Origin of the sequence: Burkholderia sp. NRF60-BP8 (assembly GCF_001522585.2) — a bacterium.
Lineage (GTDB): Bacteria > Pseudomonadota > Gammaproteobacteria > Burkholderiales > Burkholderiaceae > Burkholderia.
In genome coordinates this window covers 394,454-418,827 of record NZ_CP013373.1, presented here as the reverse complement: position 1 = coordinate 418,827, position 24,374 = coordinate 394,454, and the positions used below count along the sequence as shown (strand labels likewise).

Annotated in this window: 32 protein-coding genes, 1 tRNA gene and 1 pseudogene; 7 read left to right on the top strand and 27 right to left on the bottom strand. The window is 62.9% G+C overall.

Annotated features, from left to right (window positions below; translation table 11 throughout):
• Nucleotides 1–13: 13 nt before the first annotated feature.
• The 4 genes from WS54_RS15090 to WS54_RS15075 all read right to left on the bottom strand — a co-directional run bounded on the left by WS54_RS15090 (nucleotide 14) and on the right by WS54_RS15075 (nucleotide 1,600).
• Nucleotides 14–349 carry an immunity protein Imm33 domain-containing protein gene (locus tag WS54_RS15090; RefSeq protein WP_059780294.1) on the bottom strand — a complete coding sequence of 112 codons (336 nt, stop codon included), beginning with the start codon at nucleotides 347–349 and terminating at the stop codon, nucleotides 14–16.
• 28 nt (nucleotides 350–377) lie between these two features.
• Nucleotides 378–782: an Imm1 family immunity protein gene (locus WS54_RS15085; protein WP_159086677.1), complete on the bottom strand. Its 405-nt coding sequence runs from the start codon at nucleotides 780–782 to the stop codon at nucleotides 378–380.
• Nucleotides 783–796: 14 nt separating this feature from the next.
• Nucleotides 797–1,114, bottom strand: a complete 318-nt coding sequence (locus tag WS54_RS15080) for a DUF7716 domain-containing protein (protein ID WP_059780296.1) — start codon at nucleotides 1,112–1,114, stop codon at nucleotides 797–799.
• Nucleotides 1,115–1,219: 105 nt separating this feature from the next.
• Nucleotides 1,220–1,600, bottom strand: a complete 381-nt coding sequence (locus WS54_RS15075) for an Imm10 family immunity protein (RefSeq protein ID WP_059780297.1) — start codon at nucleotides 1,598–1,600, stop codon at nucleotides 1,220–1,222.
• A gap of 234 nt (nucleotides 1,601–1,834) precedes the next feature.
• On the opposite strand from WS54_RS15075, the gene WS54_RS15070 reads away from it, so the two are divergent.
• A complete protein-coding gene (locus WS54_RS15070) occupies nucleotides 1,835–2,635 on the top strand; it encodes a transporter substrate-binding domain-containing protein (RefSeq protein WP_011546588.1) in 801 nt (266 codons plus the stop codon).
• Between the two features lie 59 nt (nucleotides 2,636–2,694).
• Here WS54_RS15070 and WS54_RS15065 read toward each other — a convergent pair whose 3' ends face one another.
• Nucleotides 2,695–2,898, bottom strand: a complete 204-nt coding sequence (locus tag WS54_RS15065; RefSeq protein WP_027783368.1) for a hypothetical protein — start codon at nucleotides 2,896–2,898, stop codon at nucleotides 2,695–2,697.
• A 965-nt stretch (nucleotides 2,899–3,863) separates the two neighbouring features.
• Nucleotides 3,864–4,676: a hypothetical protein gene (locus tag WS54_RS33660; protein WP_159086676.1), complete on the bottom strand. Its 813-nt coding sequence runs from the start codon at nucleotides 4,674–4,676 to the stop codon at nucleotides 3,864–3,866.
• A 277-nt stretch (nucleotides 4,677–4,953) separates the two neighbouring features.
• Here WS54_RS33660 and WS54_RS15060 point away from each other — a divergent pair.
• The 5 genes and pseudogenes from WS54_RS15060 to WS54_RS33655 form a co-directional block, all read left to right on the top strand.
• A pseudogene (locus tag WS54_RS15060) lies at nucleotides 4,954–5,202 on the top strand (helix-turn-helix domain-containing protein); the annotation flags it as partial.
• Nucleotides 5,203–5,265: 63 nt separating this feature from the next.
• Complete coding sequence (locus WS54_RS15055) at nucleotides 5,266–5,661, top strand: tyrosine-type recombinase/integrase (protein WP_082725024.1); 396 nt, start codon at nucleotides 5,266–5,268, stop codon at nucleotides 5,659–5,661.
• Between the two features lie 212 nt (nucleotides 5,662–5,873).
• Nucleotides 5,874–6,956 (top strand): hypothetical protein, encoded by a 1,083-nt coding sequence (locus WS54_RS15050; RefSeq protein WP_059780298.1) that lies wholly within the window; start codon nucleotides 5,874–5,876, stop codon nucleotides 6,954–6,956.
• 5 nt (nucleotides 6,957–6,961) lie between these two features.
• Nucleotides 6,962–7,378: a hypothetical protein gene (locus tag WS54_RS15045; protein ID WP_155646976.1), complete on the top strand. Its 417-nt coding sequence runs from the start codon at nucleotides 6,962–6,964 to the stop codon at nucleotides 7,376–7,378.
• The gene (locus tag WS54_RS33655; RefSeq protein WP_043887533.1) at nucleotides 7,375–8,019 is read left to right on the top strand and encodes a hypothetical protein; all 645 of its coding nucleotides are present in this window, start codon (nucleotides 7,375–7,377) and stop codon (nucleotides 8,017–8,019) included. The genes WS54_RS15045 and WS54_RS33655 overlap by 4 nt, the downstream gene beginning before the upstream one ends.
• 118 nt (nucleotides 8,020–8,137) lie before the next feature.
• Here WS54_RS33655 and WS54_RS15035 read toward each other — a convergent pair.
• The 7 genes from WS54_RS15035 to WS54_RS15005 form a co-directional block, all read right to left on the bottom strand.
• A tRNA-Thr gene (locus tag WS54_RS15035) sits at nucleotides 8,138–8,213 on the bottom strand.
• Nucleotides 8,214–8,231: 18 nt separating this feature from the next.
• On the bottom strand, nucleotides 8,232–8,753 hold the full coding sequence (locus WS54_RS15030) for a ClpXP protease specificity-enhancing factor (RefSeq protein WP_027809263.1): 522 nt from the start codon (nucleotides 8,751–8,753) through the stop codon (nucleotides 8,232–8,234).
• A 71-nt stretch (nucleotides 8,754–8,824) separates the two neighbouring features.
• Nucleotides 8,825–9,436, bottom strand: coding sequence for a glutathione S-transferase N-terminal domain-containing protein (locus tag WS54_RS15025; RefSeq protein WP_006400565.1), 612 nt, complete (start codon nucleotides 9,434–9,436; stop codon nucleotides 8,825–8,827).
• Nucleotides 9,437–9,530: 94 nt separating this feature from the next.
• Nucleotides 9,531–10,289 (bottom strand): cytochrome c1, encoded by a 759-nt coding sequence (locus tag WS54_RS15020; RefSeq protein WP_034209787.1) that lies wholly within the window; start codon nucleotides 10,287–10,289, stop codon nucleotides 9,531–9,533.
• A gap of 21 nt (nucleotides 10,290–10,310) precedes the next feature.
• Entirely contained in the window at nucleotides 10,311–11,693 is a 1,383-nt protein-coding gene (locus tag WS54_RS15015; protein ID WP_034209786.1) for a cytochrome b, read from the bottom strand.
• Nucleotides 11,693–12,313 carry a ubiquinol-cytochrome c reductase iron-sulfur subunit gene (gene petA, locus WS54_RS15010; RefSeq protein ID WP_034209785.1) on the bottom strand — a complete coding sequence of 207 codons (621 nt, stop codon included), beginning with the start codon at nucleotides 12,311–12,313 and terminating at the stop codon, nucleotides 11,693–11,695. Before petA ends, WS54_RS15015 begins: the two co-directional genes overlap by 1 nt.
• A gap of 218 nt (nucleotides 12,314–12,531) precedes the next feature.
• On the bottom strand, nucleotides 12,532–13,278 hold the full coding sequence (locus WS54_RS15005) for a Nif3-like dinuclear metal center hexameric protein (RefSeq protein WP_034209784.1): 747 nt from the start codon (nucleotides 13,276–13,278) through the stop codon (nucleotides 12,532–12,534).
• A 21-nt stretch (nucleotides 13,279–13,299) separates the two neighbouring features.
• On the opposite strand from WS54_RS15005, the gene WS54_RS15000 reads away from it, so the two are divergent.
• The gene (locus tag WS54_RS15000) at nucleotides 13,300–14,505 is read left to right on the top strand and encodes a Do family serine endopeptidase (RefSeq protein WP_034209783.1); all 1,206 of its coding nucleotides are present in this window, start codon (nucleotides 13,300–13,302) and stop codon (nucleotides 14,503–14,505) included.
• Nucleotides 14,506–14,712: 207 nt separating this feature from the next.
• On the opposite strand, the gene tatC is transcribed toward WS54_RS15000, so the two are convergent.
• The 14 genes from tatC to hisD all read right to left on the bottom strand — a co-directional run bounded on the left by tatC (nucleotide 14,713) and on the right by hisD (nucleotide 24,369).
• A complete protein-coding gene (gene tatC / locus WS54_RS14995; protein WP_034209782.1) occupies nucleotides 14,713–15,501 on the bottom strand; it encodes a twin-arginine translocase subunit TatC in 789 nt (262 codons plus the stop codon).
• Between the two features lie 41 nt (nucleotides 15,502–15,542).
• On the bottom strand, nucleotides 15,543–16,076 hold the full coding sequence (gene tatB, locus WS54_RS14990; RefSeq protein ID WP_059780300.1) for a Sec-independent protein translocase protein TatB: 534 nt from the start codon (nucleotides 16,074–16,076) through the stop codon (nucleotides 15,543–15,545).
• A gap of 26 nt (nucleotides 16,077–16,102) precedes the next feature.
• Nucleotides 16,103–16,333 carry a Sec-independent protein translocase subunit TatA gene (gene tatA, locus WS54_RS14985; protein ID WP_034209780.1) on the bottom strand — a complete coding sequence of 77 codons (231 nt, stop codon included), beginning with the start codon at nucleotides 16,331–16,333 and terminating at the stop codon, nucleotides 16,103–16,105.
• Nucleotides 16,334–16,427: 94 nt separating this feature from the next.
• On the bottom strand, nucleotides 16,428–16,793 hold the full coding sequence (locus WS54_RS14980) for a histidine triad nucleotide-binding protein (protein WP_034209779.1): 366 nt from the start codon (nucleotides 16,791–16,793) through the stop codon (nucleotides 16,428–16,430).
• 31 nt (nucleotides 16,794–16,824) lie between these two features.
• The gene (locus WS54_RS14975) at nucleotides 16,825–17,217 is read right to left on the bottom strand and encodes a DUF4870 family protein (protein ID WP_034209778.1); all 393 of its coding nucleotides are present in this window, start codon (nucleotides 17,215–17,217) and stop codon (nucleotides 16,825–16,827) included.
• A 70-nt stretch (nucleotides 17,218–17,287) separates the two neighbouring features.
• Entirely contained in the window at nucleotides 17,288–17,653 is a 366-nt protein-coding gene (locus tag WS54_RS14970; RefSeq protein WP_011546603.1) for a phosphoribosyl-ATP diphosphatase, read from the bottom strand.
• Complete coding sequence (hisI, locus tag WS54_RS14965) at nucleotides 17,650–18,066, bottom strand: phosphoribosyl-AMP cyclohydrolase (RefSeq protein ID WP_059780301.1); 417 nt, start codon at nucleotides 18,064–18,066, stop codon at nucleotides 17,650–17,652. Before hisI ends, WS54_RS14970 begins: the two co-directional genes overlap by 4 nt.
• Nucleotides 18,066–18,839 carry an imidazole glycerol phosphate synthase subunit HisF gene (hisF, locus tag WS54_RS14960; protein ID WP_059499735.1) on the bottom strand — a complete coding sequence of 258 codons (774 nt, stop codon included), beginning with the start codon at nucleotides 18,837–18,839 and terminating at the stop codon, nucleotides 18,066–18,068. The genes hisI and hisF overlap by 1 nt, the downstream gene beginning before the upstream one ends.
• Nucleotides 18,840–18,945: 106 nt before the next feature.
• Nucleotides 18,946–19,701 (bottom strand): 1-(5-phosphoribosyl)-5-[(5-phosphoribosylamino)methylideneamino]imidazole-4-carboxamide isomerase, encoded by a 756-nt coding sequence (gene hisA, locus WS54_RS14955; RefSeq protein WP_059780302.1) that lies wholly within the window; start codon nucleotides 19,699–19,701, stop codon nucleotides 18,946–18,948.
• 163 nt (nucleotides 19,702–19,864) lie between these two features.
• Nucleotides 19,865–20,506, bottom strand: a complete 642-nt coding sequence (gene hisH, locus WS54_RS14950; protein ID WP_059780303.1) for an imidazole glycerol phosphate synthase subunit HisH — start codon at nucleotides 20,504–20,506, stop codon at nucleotides 19,865–19,867.
• Nucleotides 20,503–21,123 (bottom strand): YchE family NAAT transporter, encoded by a 621-nt coding sequence (locus tag WS54_RS14945; RefSeq protein WP_034209776.1) that lies wholly within the window; start codon nucleotides 21,121–21,123, stop codon nucleotides 20,503–20,505. Before WS54_RS14945 ends, hisH begins: the two co-directional genes overlap by 4 nt.
• Before the next feature lie 61 nt (nucleotides 21,124–21,184).
• Nucleotides 21,185–21,772: an imidazoleglycerol-phosphate dehydratase HisB gene (hisB, locus tag WS54_RS14940; protein ID WP_011546606.1), complete on the bottom strand. Its 588-nt coding sequence runs from the start codon at nucleotides 21,770–21,772 to the stop codon at nucleotides 21,185–21,187.
• Between the two features lie 65 nt (nucleotides 21,773–21,837).
• Complete coding sequence (hisC, locus tag WS54_RS14935) at nucleotides 21,838–22,911, bottom strand: histidinol-phosphate transaminase (RefSeq protein WP_034209775.1); 1,074 nt, start codon at nucleotides 22,909–22,911, stop codon at nucleotides 21,838–21,840.
• A 141-nt stretch (nucleotides 22,912–23,052) separates the two neighbouring features.
• On the bottom strand, nucleotides 23,053–24,369 hold the full coding sequence (hisD, locus tag WS54_RS14930) for a histidinol dehydrogenase (protein WP_034209774.1): 1,317 nt from the start codon (nucleotides 24,367–24,369) through the stop codon (nucleotides 23,053–23,055).
• Nucleotides 24,370–24,374 lie beyond the last annotated feature (5 nt).

Sequence of the window (24,374 nt, the reverse complement as noted above, 5' to 3'; positions counted from 1 at the left end):
GCGTACCGATTCGTCACGCCATCCAGACGTCTTCGTAGCCGGCATCGTCGATGATGAAGCGTGCGCCTGGCGGCAACCGCAGATAAGGCAGAACCCATGGCAGGCAGGTCGACAAGTGCGCGGCGTGCACGGGCTGATAGAAGTCGGCGGCGTCGCTGTATTCGCCGCAATGGAAGAACCAGCCGACGTTGTCGCCTTCGGACAGCGCGATGCGCGTGCCGTAGACGGGCATGCGCCCGAGCGTCGACAGCGCGACGGCAACCATGTCTTCCGGTTCGACGGCATGCAGCCCGTAACGTGCGCAAACGGCATCCTGTTGTGCGCGCAGCGCTGCCGGATCGTCGGCCATGTTCGTTTTCTTCCTGTCTTGCGGCGAGTCAGCCGGGTTGCCAGCACAACCGCGGATCGGCGCCGCCGGTCGATACGAAATGGGCAGCCGCCTGCGCCGCCGTCGCGCGGTCAACGCACTGCCGCGCCGGATAGGTGCCTCGCTGCCCGCCTGCCACGAGTTCGATCGTTTCATCTGCCGGCGCCTCGGGCGTCGTCAGGGTCAGCAACGCTGCGTCGATCTCCGATGCGATGAAGACGACGTATCGACCGTCGTGGCCACCGCCGATCGTCATCACCGTTGCGTCGCTCGCGTCGAAGGCGACGGTCGAGCGATCGCGGCCATTCAGTCGTTCGACGGCCGCGATCGCCAGCGCGGGATCGTCGCACGGCGCTTCCGTCACGTGCGACCGGTTGCCGACGATCGCTTCCTCGATCACGATCGTCGTTCGCATTCGCCGGCTCGTCGTCATAACAGGATGAACGCGTCGTTCTCGACGTAGAAAACGAACGCGTCGAGCAATTGCGCGACGCTCGGCTCGTCGACCTGATCGTGCGCGTTGATCACGATGTCCTCGATCGTCGCGCTGTCCAGCGTGACCTTCCAGCCAGGCCGGGCCGCGATGGCAGACGCAACGTCCGCTTGCGCGTCATCGGCATCTTCGAAAAACGCGCCCTCGGTGTCGAGCGTCCACGGCATCGGCGGCAGGTAAAGCCACCCGGAGAAATCGCCGGGACGTTCGAGAATATGGTGCAGCGACACTGCGCTAGGTGAATCGAGCGACATGGGTATTGCGGTGGTATCCGGATTGATTGCGTTGCATCGGCCGCGCGCGACCCGCGGCAGGCCGTGATTATGCCAATTCCCGGCGCGCCCGCCTCCGCGCGCGCGTCAGTCGATGCGCAGCGTGACCGGTGTTCCCGCAAAAACCGCCGCCAACCCCTGCTTCACGTGTTCCAGTCCGTCCGTCGCGCGCACCACGATCGTGACCCGCGCCAGCCCTTGCGCCCATCGCGCATCCGGCGCCAGTTGGATATTCAGCATTTCTCCACGCAACGAGACGGACTCGACACCGCCGTAGCCGGCCACCCCGCTCTCGCACACTTCCATGTGATACGTGCCGAGGCCGAGCGCCTCGTCTCGTTCGTCGTCTTCGGCACCGCGCTGCAGGATCACGTAGTGTGTCGGCGGGTCGCGATCCGCCACGCCGACGACATGAACGCCGTCCTCGAACGTGTAAGCCGCGACCTCGGCGAAAAAACTGAAATCCATGTCGATCTGCTCCCGGCCCGATGATTTCGGCGCCCTCCGGCGCACTATTTTCGTCAGATTATTCGGCCTGCGCGAGCACGTCACCGGTTTTTCGTGAAATCGATTGCAATCAGGGCCACTTCGACTTCCGGTAAGGCACGGTTGCGAGTAGTGTCTACGTGCCCGTATTTCGGCTCAGCCGGGCCCGACCGCGCCCGGCGCTCATTACCCCACGCTGCACACTGGAGATCTGCGATGAAACGTTCGAAGTTCCTGTTGTCGGGCCTGCTGCTCGCGTCGGCCCTCGGCTTCACGGCCGTCGCCGCGCACGCGGACGACCTGCTCGATTCCGTGAAGAAAGCCGGCGTGCTGCGCGTCGGCCTCGAGGGCACGTATCCGCCGTTCAATTCGCGCGGCACGTCCGGCCAGCTCGAGGGCTTCGACGTCGACGTCGCGAACGCCGTCGCCGGCAAGCTCGGCGTGAAGACGCAGTTCATCCCGACCGAATGGAGCGGCATCATCGCCGGCCTGCAGGCCGGCAAGTTCGACGTGATCGTCAACCAGGTCACGATCACGCCGCAGCGCAAGGAAGCACTCGACTTCAGCGAACCGTACACGTACTCGGCCGCGCAGCTGATCCAGCGCAAGGACGACACGCGCAACTTCAAGTCGCTCGACGATTTCAAGGGCAAGAAGCTCGGCGTGACGCTCGGCACCAACTACGACCAGATGGCGCGCACCGTGCCGGGTATCGAGGTGCAGACGTATCCGGGCGCGCCGGAGAAGCTGCGCGATCTCGCCGCGGGCCGCATCGAGGCGACGCTCGACGACCGCTTGATGCTGCCGTACATGATCAAGACGTCGAACCTGCCGCTGCGCGCGGGGGCGGTGCTGAACGGCGGCAAGCAGGAAATGGCGATCCCGTTCCGCAAGGGCAACCCGAAGTTCGAGAAGGCGATCAACGACGCGCTCGAGTCGCTGCGCAAGGACGGCACGCTGAAGAAGATCTCGACGCACTGGTTCGGCAGCGACGTGACGGTGCCGGTCGCGCAGTAAGCGATCGGGCGCTTCGACGCGTCGCGCCGGTCATGTCGACGAAGGCGTGACGCGTCTCCTCAAGCCGCTTCGTCGAAGCGCGCGAGCAGCATCTGGCCGATCGGCGTCAGCGCCGGACGCACGGCCACCGCATTCACGCGCACCTGCGTCGGGTCCACCAACCGCTTCTCGACCAGCACGGCGAAAGCGGGATTCGATTGATCGACACTGTCCGGCGCACGTGCAATGCGCAGCAGCATCGAGAATTCATGCGGGCTCAGCATGGTTCGTGTCTCCTGATCGTCCGCGATCCGGTCCGAACCGGCGTCGATCGTGTTTTCGAAGGAAATGGCGCGATGCATGATCGCTGCAGCGCCGGGAGCGAGATCCCGGTGGTCTGCCTGCGACGCGGGCACGTCGTCGCCTGCAGGTTGCGCGGTCGCGATCGGGCAAGGTCGCCGCGACGGGAACGTAACGTTAGGGGTGCACCGTGACGCGGGCGTGACAGCGAAACGGGGGCGAAACGACGGCAGCCGTCCACCACAGGGAGCGTGCTGCAACTGATATGCGTGGTCGCACGTCGAGCATGGACTTCGAGCAGAATCGAAAAACTGCGTCAGTCCTGCGTGAACTGTTCGTGGAGCCGCCCCGGCTTCGCTTTGCCTTTCGCAATTGCTCAACCGCATCGGACGCATTGGCGTAGGTTTAACGCCGTCGGGTTCGAGCACGTCGAGAGCTTGTCGTCACATAGCCCGATGCGCGAGCGATGGGCAACCCAAAGTTCTGTTCGAATCGGACAACGACAACGCAATCCTGGACATCCGAGAACCCTACTTGCTCTTCTGCATGCGTTGGTCAGACGCAATAGTGCAGCCGAATTGATTCTCTCGAGACGCGAGAAGTGCGCCAGAAAAGACGAAGGGCCGGGAGAACAAATCTCCCGGCCCTTCGTTCAATGTGGTGCGGCTGCAGGACTCGAACCCGCCACCTGATGATTACAAAGCTCCGGATGAATATTGGAAAATCAAGGTGTTAGATGAAAATTCATTCTACATAGACGCCGCAAGGGGAGCGCTGAAACGCAGTGCCGACAAGGCGTCAACTTTGGTTGTAGAACAGCACGCGGCCCCTCCGCGCCGGCGCTCGGACGGTTTCGGACCATCGAACCGAGGATCGGCATCACCGGCAGAATCGAAAATCTGTTCACTCTCTTTTTTCAAACAGATCGCCAAACAACGTATCGGAGTTGTCAATTAGCCAATTCACCTCCCCGGCTGGGGGTTTTATATTTCCCGTATGTTTGGTCATAAGACAAACCCAACATTGTCACACCATTGCAGGTCGAACCAATGCCGCCGACAGCCCGACCAACATTATTAACGATCCGCTCAGGATGAAGATCATCAAATGGACTAGGGCGAACAGCATAATAAAATTCCGCGACACATATTGTTACCTTGGCGATCTGCTCATCGACATACTTGATAGAGAAAATTTTACTAGCGTTTTGGCATTCAACTTTTTTCCGAGTCACCCCGGCACTTATAACATCGACCACCTTCCCGTAATTAATACAATCCGTAATTCGCGCGGCACCGATACGCATAAGGCTAGTACTAAGCTCGAACGCACCACCTATCCCAAGGGGCATGGCCTGTCGTATGCGAGGAGTCTCAATTGCCAGCTTACTGTTAAGGCTCCGCTTCGCCTTAAAAAAAACCTCTCGATCCTCCTCAACGCGCTTATCGTCTGCGCCCGACGTTAAATCGTCGCTCAATGTTGACGCCGCGTCGAGAAATTCGTCAAATGCCTGATTTGTTGTATCAATTGACAGACGAACTTCATCCATATTTTTCCGCATTGCTTCCTGTTGACGCTGCTCCTGTTGATAACGCTCAGAAAGCCATGTTCCAACGAGTCCAGAAAATATGAACGCAACGATCGTCAAGGTGATCGGATGTCTAGCGATTGGGTCTGCTCGCTCAAAAAAACCGCGCTTATCGGACGTTACTACCGTGAATCCAATTTTTCTGAGCGTCGGCGGCAGGCGGTTTTTGAACATACATTTAGGGAGATTGTGCTTGGTTCTCGGGAAATTGTATGCTCAAAGTTCAGCCCGTGGTGAGGTCCGATATCCTGACCAGGATGCAACGGTCCAGTCGCCAGATTTGTGATTTTGTGTTTAGCACTCAGCCAGATAAAAGGGTCACATATCTGTTGCGTATATGTTGATAGCCGACCAAAAGTGACCCGTTTGCAGCAAGTTTTTTCATCGAAAATTGACCCACATGTTCGAATACCTGCTTGGGACGCCAAGCAGGAGAACCGGAGTGATTACGGTGAGCATGTTGGCCAAAATACGGCGGATGCACTTCCGCGATGGCGTCCCTCTCCGGGACATTTCTCGACGTACAGGGCTGTCCAGAAACACGATTCGACGATGGCTTCGAGAGCCATCCACTGGCGAGCCAAAGTATCCGAAACGTGCAAGCAAGAGTGTCATCGACGCTTGGGCGGAGCAACTGCGTCAGTGGTTGATTGCTGACTCACGCCGGCCGAAACGGGATCGGCGGACTGCAACGCAGATGTAGGAGGAGTTGCGTGCCGCTGGCTACGACGGGAGCTACTTGATCGAATCTCTGCGCGCATAGGTGGCGACACATGCCCGTTGGCAGCATCCGTCAGGCCGGTGGCGAGCCAGAACGCGTATTCCGGCCATTGAAGTGGTCGGCGAACTCGCAAAGTTACTTGGTGAGCTTTCCCTAAGAAAGACCGCGCACAATCCAAGGTCAACTCGGTTGATCGTCGACGAACACGGCAAGCCTTTGGGGCAAGCGGCACTACGGTTCAGATTTGACCGCGCACGTGACGCCACAGGAATCAAGAAAAATGATTTCCAGTTTCGCGACCTGCGAGCCAAAGCGGCAACCGACAAAGAATCATCCGATGATTTGAGGTCAGCTCAAGCTCTGTTGGGCCACGGCAATGTTTCAATGACGGAGCATTACGTTCGCACGCGTGGAAAGAAGGTGACACCGACACGCTGATATTTTCTTTTTTGTCTCCTTGATTCAGCGCCAGTAAAACAGCTTTGCAAACACATATTTTTTGCCGCCTGATACAATCGCGAGCACCTGGAACCAACGTTGCCTACTTGTTTGGGTTGTGCGTTGATACTGGCTTGGTTTCCAAAGCAACCGCACTCTTGCCTCTCAGAGTGCGTCAGAAACATTTCACACGCTGAACAACAATACAAAATATGAGCAAAGATACGGAAACAGTCGAGCAGCTTATCTCAAATTTGAGAAAGGCAACGAAGTTCGGGTACGTTAGGGCCGTTGTCGAGGGCGGCGGTGGGATCCCGAACCGTAGCTGGGATCTCTTCCGAAGAGACGTACTTGCCGGCGTCGTCGGGTTGCCGTTGGCAAAACTCAATCCTCTGCTGAGTGGACTGTATGCGGATCAGTTGGTCGGTGGTGAACGCTACATTCGCGTTCACCAGCCAGCCAAAGCCGATCGCGAAGTGCTTTGGAACTTGGTGAGCAAGGCGAAGCCTGCGAAAACCACAGCTTCGCAACGGTTCCCCTATTTCCTGTCCGATTCGGAGCTCGCAGACATCCCCACTCGACCTACTTTCACGGGACGGTCAGAGCTCGACGATGGGTCTATCGCGTTGACTTTTCTGTCCGGCCGGTACATCGATGAGCGTATCAAGTACAGGCAGGACGAAGTTTCGGAGGCAGTTCAAAAGGCGTTTGCCGGGTTCGACGAATTCATCGTCGTCCGCAAGATCTTCAAGCAGTGCGCAGATGCGGTCGTGGTCTCGCCGAATGGCAAGAGAGTGGAACTTCGGCTCGATGTACCGAGCACAAACAACATCGAATTCGGCGAAATCTGCGCCCAACAGCTCACAAACGAGCTTAACGCACTCGTTCATGGACCAGGCGGCGCTCCGTTGCTAGGCAATCGGGTCAATTTTTTTCCCGCGATCCATAGCCTATACTCCGATGCGAAGGCAGGCCGTGTTGTCGAGCTTGGCTTCGAGACCCCGACGAACTCGGTCAAGACCGAGCGTATGCGCGATCGAGATTCGGACTTGCGGAAAGAGCTGTTTCACAAGGGCGGCAAAGTTGCGGTCCCGAACATCACGCCGTTCAAGATATCTGTTAAGTTCGGCGACTCTACTAAGAAGTTCGGCGAGATCTTGCCTACGCTGTCGCTGCCCGGAAACTTCCGGGAGCTTTCAAAGCCGAAAGGTGAACTGTACCTTGCGGTTGTGGACGGTTGCCTTACAGAAGACTTGTTCCGGCAAACCATCGACACACTGCTCAACCATTGCTGACCATCATGCGAATCGACGAGGCGCTAGATCGCGTTAAGGACGTCTGGCAGGACCGCCCTGAGGGCGTTCTGTGCGGCGCGCTCGTCGATTTTCTCGCGCATCGAGCTCGGGAGACGAATCGAATTTCGTTCGGGCTGATCCAACAGATGGCTGAGAAGCGTTCGATTGCAGACCAAACCGTTGTGGCCGGAGTTGTCCAGTATCTGATTGGTCACGATCTACACCTGCTCGACCCAGTCTATGAGTACATAGACGAAGACGACCAGGTATTCGAACTACCCAATTCAGAAATTAAGTACACACTTAATAACGGAGAGTTCTTCCATCCCATGACCGGTGAGCCAGACAAGGAGTTCGAAACTCGAATTTTCCTTTCCTTTGCTCCGTCTGACCTTGCAAAGGAGCTCACAGCACCGGTATGAGCGACAACGAACTTGCAGGGGGGCAGCGCGTGGATGTGCGTACTGCCAGAGCACTCTTGCGCCTCGCGTCCTATGGAGATCGCGCTCTAGAGCGGGCGGCGGCGGACACTTACGCCGAGTTCGTTTCGGTGTTGCATGACGATCTCGATGAGATCTTCGGCCGGCTCGAAGACAATAAGAGCCACTATTGCGAGGCGAGCGAAGACGCGATCACCATTGCAATCGTGGGTCAACTCAAGACGGTTGGGTACATTGCGAACCACGATCCAGACAATGGCGGTCATTGCGACGTTGTAGTTGAAAGTCGCTGGAAACCAAACTTCAAGTGGTTGGGCGAAGCCAAGATCGACAATGGCCCTGCTTACCTTTGGGGAGGATGGTTACAACTCACTGAACGCTACAGCAACGCCCGCCCCGAAAATAATAAGGGCGGGATTTTGGTCTACGTCCAGTCGAAGAATGCAGTTGATCGCATGAATTCGTGGTCAGAGCACCTCCATCAGAACGGTATTGGTGCTGCATTCGAGTGGTCAGGAATACGCCAACGGTTGGCGTTCGCGACCGATATCCAACACGACTCAGGACAGAACTATGGCGTCCGACACATGGCTCTGAACGTCTACCACAAGCCCACAAAGTAAGGTTGGTGCCCACGTAGCGTACGACTCCCAGTCCCCGTGACCGCCAACGTTTGTAGAACAGCGCGAACTTTGTAGAACAAAAAAAAGCGGGTTCCATTGCTGGAACCCGCTTCGGTGTTGGTGCCGGCTGCAGGACTCGAACCCGCCACCTGATGATTACAAATCAACTGCTCTACCAGATGAGCTAAGCCGGCGTAGCGCGAGATTCTACCTCATTTCACGATCTTGAGGCGAGGTCTGCTGCCGCCTTTCGAGCCGTCGCCGTCGGTTTTCGGCGGTTCGTCGGCCCCTTCGGACGGCTCCTCGTTCGCGCCGCTGTCGGCGACCGGCGCCAACGGCGAGACGGACTCGTCGCGCTGCGCGTCATCGGCCGGCACGGCGTCATCGTCGAACGCGCCCGAATCCTCGCCTTCGCCTGCGACCGCATCGACCTGGAACGCCATGCCCTGCCCGTTCTCGCGCGCATAGATCGCGAGCACGTTGGCAACCGGAATCTCGATCTTGTGCGCCTTCCCGGAGAACCGGGCCGTGAACTCGATCCACTCGTTGCCCATCTGCAACTGGCTCGTCGCCTCGAAGCTGATGTTGAGCACGATCTCGCCGTCACGCACGAACTGACGCGGCACGCGCGTCGAGTTGTCGACCCTCACCGCGATATGCGGCGTGTAACCGTTATCGGTGCACCACTCGTACAACGCGCGCAGCAGATAAGGCTTCGTTGAAATCTCTTGCATCACAATCCTCGAACCCGGAGCGGGCACGCGGCACGCCGCGCCGCCCGCTCCGTCATGCCTTCATTGCAACGTTAACGACGCATGACCTTTTCGGACGGCGTCAGTGCTTCGATGTAGGCCGGACGGCTGAAGATCCGCTCGGCATACTTCATCAGCGGCGCGGCGTTCTTCGACAGCTCGATGCCGTAGTGATCCAGGCGCCACAGCAGCGGTGCGATCGCGACGTCGAGCATCGAGAACTCCTCGCCGAGCATGTACTTGTTCTTCACGAAGATCGGCGCGAGCTGCGTCAGGCGATCGCGGATCGCGAGGCGGGCCTTCTCGTGATTCTTCTCCGCCGCCTTGCCCTTCTCGTTCTCGAGCGTGCTGACGTGGACGAACAGCTCCTTCTCGAAGTTGAGCAGGAACAGGCGCGCACGCGCGCGCTGCACCGGGTCGGCCGGCATCAGTTGCGGGTGCGGGAAGCGCTCGTCGATGTACTCGTTGATGATGTTCGATTCGTACAGGATCAGGTCGCGCTCGACCAGGATCGGCACCTGACCGTACGGGTTCATCACCGAAATGTCTTCCGGCTTGTTGAACAGGTCGACGTCACGGATTTCGAAGTCCATGCCCTTCTCGAACAGCACCAGCCGGCAACGCTGGGAGAACGGGCAAGTTGTGCCGGAATACAGAACCATCATATTTGCGTTTCCTCAAAAAAGCCGAGGGCCGGCACGCGGCGAAACCCCTTTCACGGGTTCCGCCTTGCGCCGGCCCCACGCCGGTCAGGCGTGTTTACTTGATATCTTTCCAGTACGCGGCATTCAGCCGCCAGGCCAGGAAAGTCAGGACACCGAGAAAGATCAGCACCCACACGCCGAGGCGCTTGCGGGTCTGCTGGGCCGGCTCGGACATCCATGTCATATAGGCCACCAGGTCGGCCACCGCAGCATCGTAGTCGGGCGACGACAGCGTCCCCGGCGTGACCTGCTGGAAGCCGACGAGCGTGTGGACCTTCTCGCCCGTCTCCTCGTCCGTCTTGTCTTCGAATTTGGCTACGCGTTGCCCCTGCAGTTGCCACAACACATGGGGCATGCCGACGTTCTCGAACACCGCGTTGTTCCAGCCGGTCGGCCGCGTATCGTCGCGGTAGAAGCTGCGCAGATACGTGTACAGCCAGTCGCGGCCGCGCGCGCGCTCCTCGACCGACAGGTCGGGCGGCGTGGTGCCGAGCCAGTTCTTCGCGTCGTCGGGCCGCATCGCGACGGACATCGTGTTCCCGACCTTGTCGGTCGTGAACAGGAGATTCTTTTCGATCTCCTTCTGGGATATGCCCAGATCCGTCAGACGGTTGTAGCGCATCAGGTTCGCGCTGTGGCAGTTCAGGCAATAGTTTACAAACAATTGCGCGCCGTGCTGAAGCGAAACGAGATTTTCCGTGTTATCGGGCGCCCGGTCGAGCGGAAAATTACCCTCCGCCCGCGCGGCCGGCACCGCCAGCAACGCACAGGCGGTCGCCCCGATCAGCGCGAGCGTCGAAAGCAGTTTCTTCATGTCGTTCTCTCCTCGCTCACGTTAATGGGGCTTGAAGCGCACCCGTTCCGGCGGCTGCTTGAACGTGCCAAGCGGCGTCCAGACGGGCATGCCGAGGAAGAACGCGAAGTAGATCAACGCACAGGCCTGCGCGATCAGCGTCGCCGCCGGCGATGGCGGGCGCGTGCCGAGGAACGCGAGGGTCAGGAACGCCGCGACGAAGATCCCCAGGAACACCTTGTGGAACAGCGGCCGGTAGCGGATCGACTTCACCGGGCTGCGGTCGAGCCAAGGCAGGAAGAACAGCGTGATCACCGCCGAGCCCATCACGACGACGCCCCAGAACTTCGACTCCGTCAGGTACATGAACACGACGATCGCGGCGGCGAGCACCGGCAACCCGACCTTCCACTTGCCGCGCGCGCGGATCAGCGCGAGCACGCCGAGCAGCGCAATCACGATCATCAGCACGATCTTGAACGGGTCGGTGGTCGCGCGCAGCATCGCGTAGAACGCGGTGAAGTACCAGACCGGCGCGATCTCGGGCGGCGTCTGCAGCGGGTTCGCCGGGACGAAGTTGTTCGCCTCGAGGAAGTAGCCGCCCATCTCCGGCGAGAAGAACACGATCAGCGCGAACACCATCAGGAACACGCACACGCCGAGGAAGTCGTGCACCGAGTAGTACGGGTGGAACGGGATGCCGTCGAGCGGAATGCCGTTCTCGTCCTTCTTCGCCTTGATCTCGATGCCGTCCGGGTTGTTCGACCCGACTTCGTGCAACGCAACGAGGTGCGCGACGACGAGCCCGACCAGCACGAGCGGAATCGCGATCACGTGGAACGCGAAGAAGCGGTTCAGCGTGACGTCGGACACGACGTAGTCGCCGCGAATCCACAGCGACAGGTCCGGGCCGACGAACGGGATCGCCGAGAACAGGTTCACGATCACCTGCGCGCCCCAGAACGACATCTGGCCCCACGGCAGCAGATAGCCGAAGAACGCCTCGGCCATCAGGCACAGGAAGATCGCGCAGCCGAAGATCCACACGAGCTCGCGCGGCTTGCGGTACGACCCGTACAGCAGCCCGCGGAACATGTGCAGGTAGACGACCACGAAGAACATCGATGCACCGGTCGAGTGCATGTAGCGGATCAGCCAGCCCCACGGCACCTCGCGCATGATGTACTCGACCGACGCGAACGCGAGCGTCGAGTCGGGCTTGTAGTTCATCGTCAGGAAGATGCCCGTGACGATCTGGTTGACGAGCACCAGCAGCGCGAGGGAGCCGAAGAAGTACCAGAAGTTGAAGTTCTTCGGCGCGTAGTATTCGGATACGTGCTTCTTCCAGGTGGACGTGAGCGGGAAGCGCTGATCGATCCAGCCGGTGAAACCTGTCGTGGAGACTTCCTTGTTGTCGACGGCCATCACGCTTCTCCTTTCTCGTCCTTGCCGATCACGAGGGTCGTCGCCGACGTGAACATGTAGGGCGGGATGTCGAGATTCTGAGGCGCCGGCTTGTTCTTGAACACGCGGCCGGCGAGGTCGTAGGTCGAACCGTGACACGGGCACAGGAAACCGCCCGGCCAGTCGTCCGGCAGGTTCGGCTGCGGACCCGGCGTGAAGCGTTGGCTAGGCGTGCAGCCGAGGTGCGTGCACACGGCCATCACGACGAGAATGTTCTTGCGATCGGCCCGCGCGCGATATTCGTTCGCGCAATACGCGGGCAACGGCATCGAATACGGGGATTTCGTGGTCGGATCGGCCACTTCCTTGTCGGCCTTGACCACGTCGGCCAGCATCGAATCGGTGCGATTGAGGATCCAGACGGGTTTGCCGCGCCACGGCACGGTGACCATTTCGCCGGGCTTCAGGCCGCTGATATCGACCTCGACCGGTGCACCGGCCGCTTTCGCTTTCGCGGACGGCGCGAGCGACGCCGCGAAAGGTATGACGGTGGCTACGCCTCCTACGCCACCTGCTACGGATGTCGCAATCAGCCAGGTACGGCGGCCGCTGTCGACGCGTTTCTCTTCCTTGTCTCGCATCACACGCCCCACTTCTGAGTTGGATTTTCCGTCACGACTTTTCATTCCGCCGCTAGTTTGCGCGAATGGAGTCGCCATTTACAAGGCCCGGCGATGAAAATCCCTTCGAAGTGATTGATAGTTAAGGGTTATCCCCCACTATCGGAGCGATTAAATCATTTCTCTTTTAAGCAGATGCTACATTGTCGAATTTCGATGCGCTGCCGCAAATCCGTCGCTCAGACCGGATTATGAATATCGATAAAAAGGTGTTCGAGATCGAATTCTTCGGACAAGTGGCGCCCCAGCGCCTGAATTCCGTAGCGCTCGGTCGCATGGTGCCCCGCCGCAACGAACGCGACACCGCTCTCCGCCGCCGCGTGCGTGGTCGATTCGGACACCTCGCCGGTCAGGAACACGTCCGCGCCGGCATCGATCGCCGCGTCGAAATAGCTTTGCGCGGCGCCCGTGCACCACGCGATACGGCGCAGTTGCGTGTCCGGGTCGCCGAGCACGAGCGGCGTGCGGCCGAGCGTGCGCTCCACCTTCGCGACGAAGTGCTCGAGCGTGACCGGCATCGGCAGCGTCGCCATCCAGCCCAAGTCGCCTTCGCCGAAGCGCTGCTCGCCGATCAGGCCGAGCTTTTCGCCGAGCTGCGCGTTGTTGCCGAACTCGGGATGCGCGTCCAGCGGCAGGTGAAACGCGAACAGGTTCAGGTCGTTCGCGAGCAGCAGCTTCAGGCGCTGATACTTGCGGCCGGTGATCTGCGGCGCCTCGTTGCGCCAGAAATAGCCGTGATGGACGAGCACGGCATCCGCCCCCCATTCGAGCGCGGCTTCGAGGAGCGCGACCGACGCCGTCACGCCGGTGGCGATCTTCTCGATCTTGCGACGCCCTTCGACCTGGAGGCCGTTCGGGCAATAGTCCTTGAAGCGCGCGGTTTCAAGGGTATTGTTCAAGTACAATTCAAGTTCGATCCGATCCATATAAACCTCTAATCCATTCAGATGCTTAGACGCTTCTGGCTGTTCTTCGCGCAGGCGGTGACCGTACTGCTCGCGCTGATGTTCATCGTCGTGACGCTCAAGCCGCAATGGCTGCAACGGCAAGGACAGCTCGGCAAGCAGCTCGCCACGCCGATCGTCGCGCTGCGCGAAGTCGCGCCGGGCATCGGCGGCGCACCGGCGACCACGTCGTATGCCGAAGCCGCGCAGAAGGCGATGCCGGCCGTCGTCAACGTGTTCTCCAGCAAGGACGGCTCGCTGCCGCCCGACCCGCGCGCAAAGGATCCGCTGTTCCGTTACTTCTTCGGCGACCGCAACGCCCGCAAGCAGCAGGACGAGCCGGCCGCCAACCTCGGCTCCGGCGTCATCGTGAGCCCTGAAGGTTACATTCTAACGAACCAGCACGTCGTGGACGGCGCCGACCAGATCGAAGTCGCGCTCGCCGACGGCCGCACGGCCACCGCGAAAGTGATCGGCAGCGATCCCGAAACCGATCTCGCGGTGCTGAAGATCAACATGACGAACCTGCCGACGATCACGCTCGGCCGCTCCGACCAGTCGCGCGTCGGCGACGTCGTGCTCGCGATCGGCAACCCGTTCGGCGTCGGCCAGACGGTGACGATGGGGATCATCAGCGCGCTCGGCCGCAACCACCTCGGCATCAACACGTTCGAGAACTTCATCCAGACCGACGCGCCGATCAACCCCGGCAATTCCGGCGGCGCACTGGTCGACGTGAACGGCAACCTGCTCGGTATCAACACGGCGATCTACTCGCGCTCGGGCGGCTCGCTCGGCATCGGCTTCGCGATTCCGGTGTCGACCGCGCGCACGGTGCTCGAAAGCATCATCACGACCGGCTCGGTCACGCGCGGCTGGATCGGCGTCGAGCCGCAGGACGTCACGCCGGAAATCGCCGAGTCGTTCGGGCTCCAGCAGAAATCGGGCGCGATCGTCGCGGGCGTGCTGCAGGGCGGCCCCGCCGACAAGGCCGGCATCAAGCCGGGCGACATCCTGGTGAGCGTCAACGGCGAGGACATCACCGACACGACGAAGCTGCTGAACGTCGTCGCGCAAATCAAGCCGGGTACGCCGACCAAGGTGCACGTCGTCCGCAAGGGCAAGCAGTTCGACGTGAACGTCGTGATCGGCAAGCGTCCGCCGCCGCCGAAGCAGACGCTCGACGAGCAGGACAGCGACACCGAATGAGGCGCGGCGGGCGGCACGCCGCTTGCCGTTCGCGATGCGATTTGATGCGGCGCGGAAATGAAAAAGGGCAGCCGGCTGGCTGCCCTTTTGCTTTGCTTCGAACGATGTCCGGTGCCGGAAAGGCCGCGTTGGCATGTGCTGGCTGGCGGCCAATCACGGGTACCGGCCCCTCCGGCCTGACCGGAAAAGCCGCCCGGCGCCGCGCCGTCAACCCGCGGCTTCGCCGTTCCCCGCCTCGCCCTCTTCCGCCGGCTTCTTCGGCACGAAGAACCGCGCGGCCAGCAGCCCGATCTCGAACAGCACGACGAGCGGCAGCGCCAGCATCAGTTGCGAGAACACGTCCGGCGGCGTGACGACCGCCGCGACCACGAATGCGCCGACGATCACGTACGGTCGCATTTCCTTCAGCTTCTTCAGGGACAGCACGCCCATCCGGACGAGCAGCACGACGACGATCGGCACCTCGAACGTGACGCCGAACGCGATGAACATCCCGAGCACGAAGCTCAGGTAGTTGTCGATGTCGGTCGTCATCTCGGCCCCGAGCGGCGCGTTGTAGTGCGCCATCACGCGGAAGATCGTCGGAAACACGAGGAAGTACGCGAATGCCATCCCGCACAGAAACAGCACGTAGCTGCTGCCGACGAGCGGCGTGACGAGCTTCTTCTCGTGCTGGTACAGCCCAGGCGCGACGAACGCCCAGATCTGGTACAGCACGATCGGCAGCGCGATCACGAGCGCGACGAGCATCGTGACCTTCATCGGCACGAAGAACGAGCCGGTGACGTCGGTGACGATCATCTTGCCGTCTTTCGGCAGGTTCTCCATCAACGGCCGCGCGAGCAGCCTGAAGATGTCGGGCGCCCAGTAGACGAGCCCGAGGAACACGACGATCACGGCCAGCCCCGCGCGAATGATGCGATCGCGAAGCTCGACGAGATGGGAAATGAAGGTTTCTTCCGGGGCGTCGCCCGGGTTCTGCTGGGGGTCGCTCACACCGGCCCTCGGTAGGATTGACGAGCGAGCATGCGCTCGACTCAGAAGAAGCGCGTCGGCCGGCGCAGGCTGGCCGGCTGGTGGCGCGCGACGCGTGCGGCGCCCGACTGCACGTGGGTGCGGCGGGTCGTCGCGCGCTTGTACCAGACAGGCGTCGCCGCCTGCTTGATGCGCCAGTTGCGACGCTTCGGCGCAAGCGCCGCAGAACTGCCGCCACGCCACGACGGCGCCGCGGGCGTGTCGCTACCGTACGTGCCGGCATCGACCGAGCCTTCGTTGACCCCGCCGACCGCGGAATGCCACGTGTCGTTCAGCGCCTTCTCGTGCTCGCGCAGGTTGTCGTGAATCGTCGTCTCGACATTGCGCGCGGCCGATTCGAAATCGGTCTTCATCGTCCGCAGCGCGTCGAGTTCGATTTCGCGCGAGACCTCGGCCTTCACGTCGTTGATGTACCGCTGCGCGCGGCCGAACAGCGCGCCGGCCGTACGCGCGACGCGCGGCAGGCGCTCGGGGCCGAGCACCACGAGCGCGACGACGCCGATCAGCGCCATCTTCGAAAGACCGAGATCCAGCATCGCGAATGCCTGTCAGCGTGCCGGCGTTACGCCTTGTTCGAATCGGAACGCGTCGTTTCCTTCGCGTTGACGTCGACCGTGCCCGAACGCGGCAATTGCTGCGCGTCCGCCGGCGTTTCGCCTTCCTTCATGCCGTCCTTGAAACCCTTCACGGCGCTGCCGAGGTCGTTGCCGATGTTGCGCAGCTTCTTCGTACCGAAAACCAGCGCGACGATCAGCAGCACGATCAGCCAGTGCCAAATGCTCAATCCACCCATGATGAAACCTCTCCTCAACCACGCCGCGATGCGGCGCAAATCGCCGGCGACGCGCCGGCTTCGACTATCGGATGCGGGGAAACGCCCCGCGTCGTCAACCCATCCGTTGCCACGGGCGCGGGCCGGCCAGGATATGCGCGTGCAGGTGGTAGACCTCCTGCCCACCGCCCGGGCCCGTGTTGATCACCGTGCGAAAACCGGTTTCGCCGCCCGTATACGCGACCCCGAGCTGGTCGGCCAGACGCGCGACGAGCAGCATCAGCCGGCCGAGCATCGGCGCATCGGCGTCGCCCACCGCCGACAGCGTCGGCACGTGCCGGCGCGGAATCACGAGCACGTGCGTCTCGGCCGCCGGGCGGATGTCGCGGAACGCGACGAATTCGTCGTCCTCGTGCACCTTCGTGCTCGGGATCTCGCCTGCCGCGATCTTGCAGAACAGGCAATTCGGATCGTGACTCATGTTGCTCCTGCAAACGCCCGCGCGCGGCCGGTCAGAACCACGCCTGCGGATCGAGCGTCTTGTTGTCGTTCAGGTACAGCCAACCCTTGATGATACGGTACAGCGTCCAAATCCATGTGACAAACATCACGACGAATCCGACCGCGACGAACAGCAGCGCGATCCCGATCGCGTAAGCGATCAGCGCGCGCCAGAACGTGCGGATCTGCCACTCGAAGTGATCGGCGTACGGCGTGCCGGCCACGTCGCCGCGCTTCACGTAGTTGATGATGATCGCGACGATGCCGGTGACACCGCCCGTCAGCCAGTGAATCGCATAGAGGCCGTACAGCACGTGGGTCAGCGTGCGCAGCCCGTTCAGGCGTTCGGCATCGGCTGCTCCCGGCACCGCCGGCGTCGGAAACTGGTTCGACGTTTCGTTCATGATGCTACCCCCGTCAGATGACAATTCTTACAGCTTACCGCACTGTTGCCACCGCGGCGGGGCCTGTGCGTCACCCGCCGTTTTCCTCGCGCTCGCGGCGCTTGCGCAGCGCTTTTTCCTCGATGCCCGACAAGCCTTCGCGGCGCTCGAGTTCGGCGATCACGTCGGCCGGGCTCAGGTCGAAATGCGACAGCATCACGAGGCAGTGGAACCACAGGTCGGCCACCTCGCCGACGAGCGCGCTCGGCGCGCCGCCCTGGCGCACGTCCTTCGCGGCCAGCACGACTTCCGTCGCCTCTTCGCCGATCTTCTTCAGCACCGCGTCGTCGCCCTTGTGGAACAGGCGCGACACGTACGATTGATCGGGATCGCCGCCCTTGCGGCTATCGATCACGGCCGCGAGGCGCAGCAGCGTGTCTTCGGTCGATTGCGTCATTTGTAGATGTGTTCGGGGTCTTTCAGCACCGGCTCGACCGCGACCCAGTCGCCGCCGTCCACGGTGCCTTCGAATTTCTGGAAGAAGCACGAATGCCGGCCGGTGTGGCACGCGATGCCCGACACCTGTTCGACCTTCAGCAGCACGACGTCCTCGTCGCAGTCGAGCCGCACCTCGTGCACGTGCTGCACGTGGCCCGACTCCTCGCCCTTGAACCACAGGCGCTTGCGCGACCGCGAATAATAGACCGCGCGCCGGGTCTCGATCGTCTTCGCGAGCGCCTCGCGATTCATCCACGCGAACATCAGCACGTCGTTCGTCGACGCTTCCTGCGCGATCACCGGCACGAGGCCGTTGTCGTCCCAGCGGACTTTGTCGAGCCACGCGGGCAGGGATTTCGTTTCGGTATTCATCACAGCCTCACCGGGATGCCCTGGTCGGACATGAAACGCTTCGCCTCGCCGACCGTGTGCTCGCCGTAGTGGAAGATGCTCGCGGCCAGCACCGCGTCGGCGCGACCGTCCTTGATGCCGTCCGCGAGATCCTGCAGGCAGCCGACGCCGCCCGACGCGATCACCGGCACCGGCACCGCGTCCGACACGCCGCGCGTGAGCGCGAGGTCGAAGCCCGACTTCGTGCCGTCGCGGTCCATGCTCGTGAGCAGGATCTCGCCCGCGCCGAGCTCGGCCATCTTGCGCGCCCATTCGATCGCGTCGAGGCCCGTGTTCTTGCGGCCGCCGTGCGTGAACACTTCCCAGCGCGGCGTCTCGCCGTCCGCCGATACGCGCTTCGCGTCGATCGCGACGACGATGCACTGCGAGCCGTACTTGTCGGCCGCGTCGCGCACGAGCTGCGGATTCGCGACCGCCGACGAATTCATGCTGACCTTGTCCGCACCCGCGTTCAGCAGGCGCCGTACGTCCTCGACGGCACGCACGCCGCCGCCGACGGTCAGCGGAATGAACACCTGCGACGCAACGGCTTCGATGATCGGCAGGATCAGGTCGCGCTGGTCGGACGTCGCGGTGATGTCGAGGAAAGTCAGTTCGTCGGCGCCCTGCTCGTCGTAGCGGCGGGCGATTTCGACGGGGTCGCCGGCGTCGCGCAGCTCGACGAAATTGACGCCCTTGACGACACGCCCGGCAGTCACGTCCAGGCAGGGGATGATGCGTTTAGCTAGAGCCATGATGTTGCGCCAAATGCCGCGCTGGGACGGCCGGTTGCGGAAGCCTCGCGCGAGGCTTCCGGTCGGGGCTGCTCGCGGGCAGCCCCGGCGAACGCGACGACCGCGGTTACGCGTTGTCGAGTTCGCCGTTCAGTTCGTCCGCGCGCTTTTGCGCGGCCGCGAAATCGAGATCGCCGGAGTAGATCGCACGGCCGCAGATCACGCCTTCGACGCCGTGCTCTTCCACTTCGCACAGGCTCTCGATGTCCGTGAGGTTCGACAGGCCGCCGCTCGCGATCACCGGGATGCCGACCGCCTGCGCGAGCTTCACGGTCGCGTCGATGTTGATGCCCTGCAGCATCCCGTCGCGGCCGATGTCCGTGTAGACGATCGATTCGACGCCGTAGTCCTCGAACTTCTTCGCGAGATCGATCACTTCGTGGCCGGTCAGCTTGCTCCAGCCGTCGGTCGCGACCTTGCCTTCCTTCGCGTCCAGCCCGACGATGATGTTGCCCGCGAACGCGGTGCATGCGTCCTGCAGAAAGCCCGGATTCTTCACGGCGGCCGTGCCGATGATCACATAGGACAGGCCGGCGTCGAGATACTTCTCGATCGTCTCGAGGCTGCGGATGCCGCCGCCGAGCTGCACCGGGATTTCGTCGCCGACTTCGTCGAGGATCGCTTCGATCGCCTCGAGATTCTTCGGCTTGCCGGCGAATGCGCCGTTCAGGTCGACGAGATGGAGCCGCCGGGCGCCGAGATCGACCCACTTGCGGGCCATCGCCGCCGGGTCCTCGGAGAAAATCGTGGCCTGGTCCATATCGCCCTGTTTGAGGCGCACACACTGACCGTCTTTGAGGTCGATGGCCGGAATCAGCAACATAGCAATCGGGTGTCGTCGTGGAAAATGAAAAGAATCCGGCGCGTACCGGCCAAACCGGTGCCGCGCCGTCTCGCTAGTTTAGTACAACTCTATCGGCGCTTAAGCGGGCAAGCCCCGCGCGACAGGCCGTTCGGCCAGATCGACTGTGGCTCGCGCACCACGTTTACGGTTTCCAGTGTACGAAGTTGCGATACAGACGCAACCCGACCTCCGCGCTTTTCTCGGGGTGGAATTGGGTCGCGAAGAGATTGTCCCGCGCGACCGCGGACGTAAACGGCGCGCCGTAGGCCGTTTCGCCGACCGTGTGCGCCGGGTTGTCCGGCGTCACGTAATAGCTGTGCACGAAGTAGAAATACGCGTCGTCGGGCACGCCGTCCCACAGCGGGTGCGGCCGCGCCTGGCGCACGCGGTTCCAGCCCATCTGCGGCACCTTGAAGCGCGAGCCGTCGTCCTGCAGCCGGCCGTCGAGCTCGAAGCGCACGACCTTGCCGGGCAGCAGCCCGAGGCCCTTCGTGTCGCCTTCCGCGCTCCAGTCGAACAGCATCTGCTCGCCGACGCACACGCCGAGCAGCGGCTTCGTGCGCGACGCTTCGATCACCGCTTCCTGCAGCCCCGATTCGCCGAGGCAGCGCATGCAGTCCGGCATCGCGCCCTGGCCGGGCAGCACGACGCGGTCGGCCGCGCGAATCGCGGCCGGCGTGTCGACGATCGCCACGTCGGCGGCCGGTTCCGCCTTCTTGAGCGCCTGCGCGACCGAGCGCAGGTTGCCCATCCCATAATCCACAATCGCAATCGAAGTTTTCATCTCAGTGCAGGCAGTAGCGCCCTCAGTCCATTGACGATGAATTCCACCGCCAGCGCCGACAGCATCAGACCCATCAGCCGCGTGGCGATGTTGATGCCGGTGCGGCCGATCCAGTTCGCGATCGGCTCGGCGAGCCGCATCGCGACGAAACACAGAAAAGCCAGGGCCGCGCCGATCGCGACCAGCCCGGCCCGCTCATACCAGTGATGCGCGCTCGCCGCATAGACGATCACCGTGCTGATCGAGCCGGGGCCCGTGAGCAGCGGAATCGCCAGCGGCACGACCGCGATGTTGTCCTTCAGCTCGGCTTCGTCGCGCTCCTCGGGCGTCGATCGCGTGTTGCCGATCTGCGCGTTGAGCATGTTGATCGCCATCAGCAGCATGATGATCCCGCCGCCGACTTCGAGCGATCCGACCGAAATGCCGAAGAAGTGGATGATCTGCTGCCCGAGCAGCGCGGTCACCGTCATCACGCAGAACACCGACACCGACGCGATCCGGATCGTGCGCCGCCGCTCGGCTTCCGTCTGCTGCGCCGTCAGGCTCAGGAAGAACGGCACCGCGCCGACCGGATTGATCAGCGCGAGCAGCGAAATGAACGATTTGAGCAGATCCATCGCAAGCCGGCGCCGCGCGCCGAAGCCGTGAGGTTGTCCCGAGCGCAGTCCGTTCGGACGTTCAGAGGCTTCCTTTCGTCGACGGAATCTGCCCCGCCGCGCGCTCGTCGAGCTCCACCGCCGCGCGCAGCGCGCGGCCGAAGGCCTTGAACACCGTCTCGAGCTGATGGTGCGCGTTGATCCCGCGCAGGTTGTCGATGTGCAGCGTGACGCCCGCGTGGTTCACGAACCCGCGGAAGAACTCGATCGACAGGTCGACGTCGAACGTGCCGATCCGCGCGCGCGTGAACGGCACGTGGAATTCGAGGCCGGGCCGGCCCGAGAAGTCGATCACGACGCGCGACAGCGCCTCGTCGAGCGGCACGTACGAATGGCCGTAGCGGCGGATGCCCTTGCGATCGCCGATCGCCTTCGCGACGGCCTGGCCAAGCGTGATGCCGACGTCCTCGACCGTGTGGTGATCGTCGATATGCGTGTCGCCATGCGCTTCGACCTCGAGATCGACCAGACCGTGTCGCGCGATCTGGTCGAGCATATGGTCGAGAAACGGCACGCCGGTGGCCAGCTTCTGCCGGCCGGTGCCGTCGAGATCGAGCTTCACACGGATCTGCGTTTCGCTGGTATTGCGAACGACTTCCGCCACACGCATGGCAATTCCTTGATCGAGTCTGATGTAAATGGGGATTGATCGTCGCGCGCCGCCGCGCCCTGGGCTCAACCGGGCAGCGCGAGTTTCAAGGCGGCCAGCAGGCGGGCGTTTTCGTCGGGAGAACCGACGGTCAGCCGCACGCATTCGGCCAGTAATGGATGCATTTTACTCACGTTTTTGACCAGCACCCGCTCGGTGAGCAGCGCATCGAACACGGCAGCCGCGTCCGGCACGCGCACCAGCAGGAAGTTGCCGGCGCTCGGGAACACCGTCGCGCCCGGCAGCGCGGCCACCGCCTGCGCGAGGCGCGCGCGCTCCGCACGCAATTGCGCCGCCTGCGCATCGAGCACGTCGAGGTGATCGAGCAGGAAATCGGCGGTCGCCTGGGTCAGCACGTTGATGTTGTACGGCGGGCGCACCTTGTCGAATTCGTTCAGCCAGGCGGGCGAGCCGACGAGATAGCCGAGGCGGATACCCGCGAGGCCGAGCTTCGACACCGTGCGCATCACGACGACGTTGTCGAACTCGGCGGCACGCGGCAGCCACGAGCGCTCCGCGAACGGCTGGTACGCCTCGTCGATCACGATCAGGCTGTGCCGCGCGGCCGCGACGATCCGCTCGACGTCGGCATCGTCGTACAGCGTGCCGGTGGGGTTGTTCGGATACGCGAGATAGACGATCGCCGGCCGGTGCTCCTCGATCGCCGCAAGCATCGCGTCGACGTCGAGCGTCAGGTCGGCCTTCAGCGGCACGCCGACGAATTCGAGCTGCGCGAGCTTCGCCGAAAGCTCGTACATCACGAAGCCCGGCACCGGCGCGAGCACCTTCGCGCCCGGCCGCGCGCACGCGACCGCGATCATGCTGATGATTTCGTCGGAACCGTTGCCGAGCAGCACGTCGCAACCGGCCGGCACGCGCATCGCGTGGCGCAGCTTGTCGAGCAGCGCGGCCGGGCGCGGCGCCGGGTAGCGGTTCAGCGCGACCTGCGCGAGCCGCTCGCCAAGCGCCGCGGCGAGCGGCGCCGGCAGCGGATACGGGTTCTCCATCGCGTCGAGCTTCACGAATCCGCTCGCGTCGGGAACCGGGTAGCTCGTCATCGCGAGCACGTCGCGGCGAATGATGTCTTGTGGCGTCGTCATGGTCTCAAGCCGGCGTGCGTCGCGCCGGCGTCAAATGGTCGGCAAGGCGGCGGCTGCCGCCCTGCACTCGTCTCCTGCGTCGATCCGGGGCCGCCGGTGCCGGCGCCTGCGCGCCCGCCCGGCCCCGCGCACCATGCGCGGTCAGCCCTTCATCCGGAACTCTGCGCTCCTCGCATGCGCCTGCAGCCCTTCGCCGTACGCGAGCTCGGACGCGATCTCGCCGAGCGTCTGCGCACCTTCCGCGCTGACCTCGATCAGGCTCGAGCGCTTGATGAAGTCGTACACGCCGAGCGGCGACGAGAAGCGCGCGGTGCGCGACGTCGGCAGCACGTGGTTCGGCCCCGCGCAGTAGTCGCCGAGGCTTTCGCTCGTATAGCGGCCGAGGAAGATCGCGCCCGCATGGCGGATCTGCTGGCCCCATTGCTGCGGCTCCAGCGCCGAGATCTCGAGGTGTTCCGGCGCGATGTCGTTCGCGATCCGGCACGCCTCGGCCATGTCGCGCACCTTGATCAGCGCGCCGCGCCCCTCGAGCGACGCACGGATCACGTCCTGGCGCGGCATCGTCGGCAGCAGCTCGTCGATCGCCTTCTCGACGCGATCGAGGAACGCACCGTCCGGGCACAGCAGGATCGACTGCGCGAGTTCGTCGTGCTCGGCCTGCGAGAACAGGTCCATCGCGACCCAATTCGGATCGGTCGTGCCGTCGCACAGCACGAGGATTTCCGACGGCCCGGCGATCATGTCGATGCCGACCGTGCCGAATACGCGGCGCTTCGCCGACGCGACGTACGCGTTGCCGGGGCCGCAGATCTTGTCGACGGCCGGCACCGTCGCCGTGCCGTACGCGAGCGCGCCGACCGCCTGCGCGCCGCCGATCGTGAACACGCGATCGACGCCGCCGAGCAGCGCCGCGGCGAGCACGAGGTCGTTCTTCACGCCGTCCGGCGTCGGCACGACCATCACGATCTCGCCGACCCCCGCGACGCGCGCGGGAATCGCGTTCATCAGCACCGACGACGGATACGCGGCCTTGCCGCCCGGCACGTACAGGCCGACGCGGTCGAGCGGCGTGACCTTCTGGCCGAGCACCGTGCCGTCGCTTTCCGTGTACTGCCAGCTATGCGTGCCGCACTCGATCTTCTGCTTCTCGTGGTACGCGCGCACCCGCGCCGCGGCGGCTTCCAGCGCCGCGCGCGCCTTCGGCGCGAGGCCGTCGAGCGCCGTCTGCAGCGCGTCCTGCGGCAGTTCGAGCGCGGCGACGCTGTCCGCGCTCAGCCGGTCGAAGCGGTTCGTGTACTCGAGCACCGCGGCGTCGCCGCGCGACTTCACGTCGGCGAGGATCTGCGCGACCGATTGCTCGATCGCTTCGTCTTCGCTCGCCTCGAACGCGAGCACGGCGCGCAGCGCGGCGCCGAAGTCTTCGTTCGTCGAATCGAGCTTGCGGATGGTGATGGACATGGGAG

Excerpts from the sequence above, each read along its gene's own strand:
- WS54_RS33655 (WP_043887533.1), top strand. The coding sequence starts at position 7,375 with ATGAGCGACAACGAACTTGCAGGGGGGCAGCGCGTGGATGTGCGTACT.
- tatB (WP_059780300.1), bottom strand. The coding sequence starts at position 16,076 with ATGCTGGATCTCGGTCTTTCGAAGATGGCGCTGATCGGCGTCGTCGCG.
- WS54_RS15020 (WP_034209787.1), bottom strand. The coding sequence starts at position 10,289 with ATGAAGAAACTGCTTTCGACGCTCGCGCTGATCGGGGCGACCGCCTGT.
- WS54_RS15030 (WP_027809263.1), bottom strand. The coding sequence starts at position 8,753 with ATGCAAGAGATTTCAACGAAGCCTTATCTGCTGCGCGCGTTGTACGAG.
- hisF (WP_059499735.1), bottom strand. The coding sequence starts at position 18,839 with ATGGCTCTAGCTAAACGCATCATCCCCTGCCTGGACGTGACTGCCGGG.
- hisB (WP_011546606.1), bottom strand. The coding sequence starts at position 21,772 with ATGCGTGTGGCGGAAGTCGTTCGCAATACCAGCGAAACGCAGATCCGT.
- WS54_RS15025 (WP_006400565.1), bottom strand. The coding sequence starts at position 9,436 with ATGATGGTTCTGTATTCCGGCACAACTTGCCCGTTCTCCCAGCGTTGC.
- WS54_RS15000 (WP_034209783.1), top strand. The coding sequence starts at position 13,300 with ATGCTTAGACGCTTCTGGCTGTTCTTCGCGCAGGCGGTGACCGTACTG.
- WS54_RS15065 (WP_027783368.1), bottom strand. The coding sequence starts at position 2,898 with ATGCTGAGCCCGCATGAATTCTCGATGCTGCTGCGCATTGCACGTGCG.
- WS54_RS15005 (WP_034209784.1), bottom strand. The coding sequence starts at position 13,278 with ATGGATCGGATCGAACTTGAATTGTACTTGAACAATACCCTTGAAACC.
- WS54_RS14980 (WP_034209779.1), bottom strand. The coding sequence starts at position 16,793 with ATGAGTCACGATCCGAATTGCCTGTTCTGCAAGATCGCGGCAGGCGAG.
- hisH (WP_059780303.1), bottom strand. The coding sequence starts at position 20,506 with ATGAAAACTTCGATTGCGATTGTGGATTATGGGATGGGCAACCTGCGC.
- WS54_RS15075 (WP_059780297.1), bottom strand. The coding sequence starts at position 1,600 with ATGGATTTCAGTTTTTTCGCCGAGGTCGCGGCTTACACGTTCGAGGAC.
- WS54_RS15015 (WP_034209786.1), bottom strand. The coding sequence starts at position 11,693 with ATGGCCGTCGACAACAAGGAAGTCTCCACGACAGGTTTCACCGGCTGG.
- WS54_RS15050 (WP_059780298.1), top strand. The coding sequence starts at position 5,874 with ATGAGCAAAGATACGGAAACAGTCGAGCAGCTTATCTCAAATTTGAGA.
- hisC (WP_034209775.1), bottom strand. The coding sequence starts at position 22,911 with ATGACGACGCCACAAGACATCATTCGCCGCGACGTGCTCGCGATGACG.
- WS54_RS15045 (WP_155646976.1), top strand. The coding sequence starts at position 6,962 with ATGCGAATCGACGAGGCGCTAGATCGCGTTAAGGACGTCTGGCAGGAC.
- WS54_RS14945 (WP_034209776.1), bottom strand. The coding sequence starts at position 21,123 with ATGGATCTGCTCAAATCGTTCATTTCGCTGCTCGCGCTGATCAATCCG.
- hisD (WP_034209774.1), bottom strand. The coding sequence starts at position 24,369 with ATGTCCATCACCATCCGCAAGCTCGATTCGACGAACGAAGACTTCGGC.
- petA (WP_034209785.1), bottom strand. The coding sequence starts at position 12,313 with ATGCGAGACAAGGAAGAGAAACGCGTCGACAGCGGCCGCCGTACCTGG.
- hisI (WP_059780301.1), bottom strand. The coding sequence starts at position 18,066 with ATGAATACCGAAACGAAATCCCTGCCCGCGTGGCTCGACAAAGTCCGC.
- WS54_RS15085 (WP_159086677.1), bottom strand. The coding sequence starts at position 782 with ATGCGAACGACGATCGTGATCGAGGAAGCGATCGTCGGCAACCGGTCG.
- hisA (WP_059780302.1), bottom strand. The coding sequence starts at position 19,701 with ATGTTGCTGATTCCGGCCATCGACCTCAAAGACGGTCAGTGTGTGCGC.
- WS54_RS15090 (WP_059780294.1), bottom strand. The coding sequence starts at position 349 with ATGGCCGACGATCCGGCAGCGCTGCGCGCACAACAGGATGCCGTTTGC.
- WS54_RS15080 (WP_059780296.1), bottom strand. The coding sequence starts at position 1,114 with ATGTCGCTCGATTCACCTAGCGCAGTGTCGCTGCACCATATTCTCGAA.
- tatA (WP_034209780.1), bottom strand. The coding sequence starts at position 16,333 with ATGGGTGGATTGAGCATTTGGCACTGGCTGATCGTGCTGCTGATCGTC.
- WS54_RS14970 (WP_011546603.1), bottom strand. The coding sequence starts at position 17,653 with ATGACGCAATCGACCGAAGACACGCTGCTGCGCCTCGCGGCCGTGATC.
- WS54_RS14975 (WP_034209778.1), bottom strand. The coding sequence starts at position 17,217 with ATGAACGAAACGTCGAACCAGTTTCCGACGCCGGCGGTGCCGGGAGCA.
- WS54_RS33660 (WP_159086676.1), bottom strand. The coding sequence starts at position 4,676 with ATGTTCAAAAACCGCCTGCCGCCGACGCTCAGAAAAATTGGATTCACG.
- WS54_RS15070 (WP_011546588.1), top strand. The coding sequence starts at position 1,835 with ATGAAACGTTCGAAGTTCCTGTTGTCGGGCCTGCTGCTCGCGTCGGCC.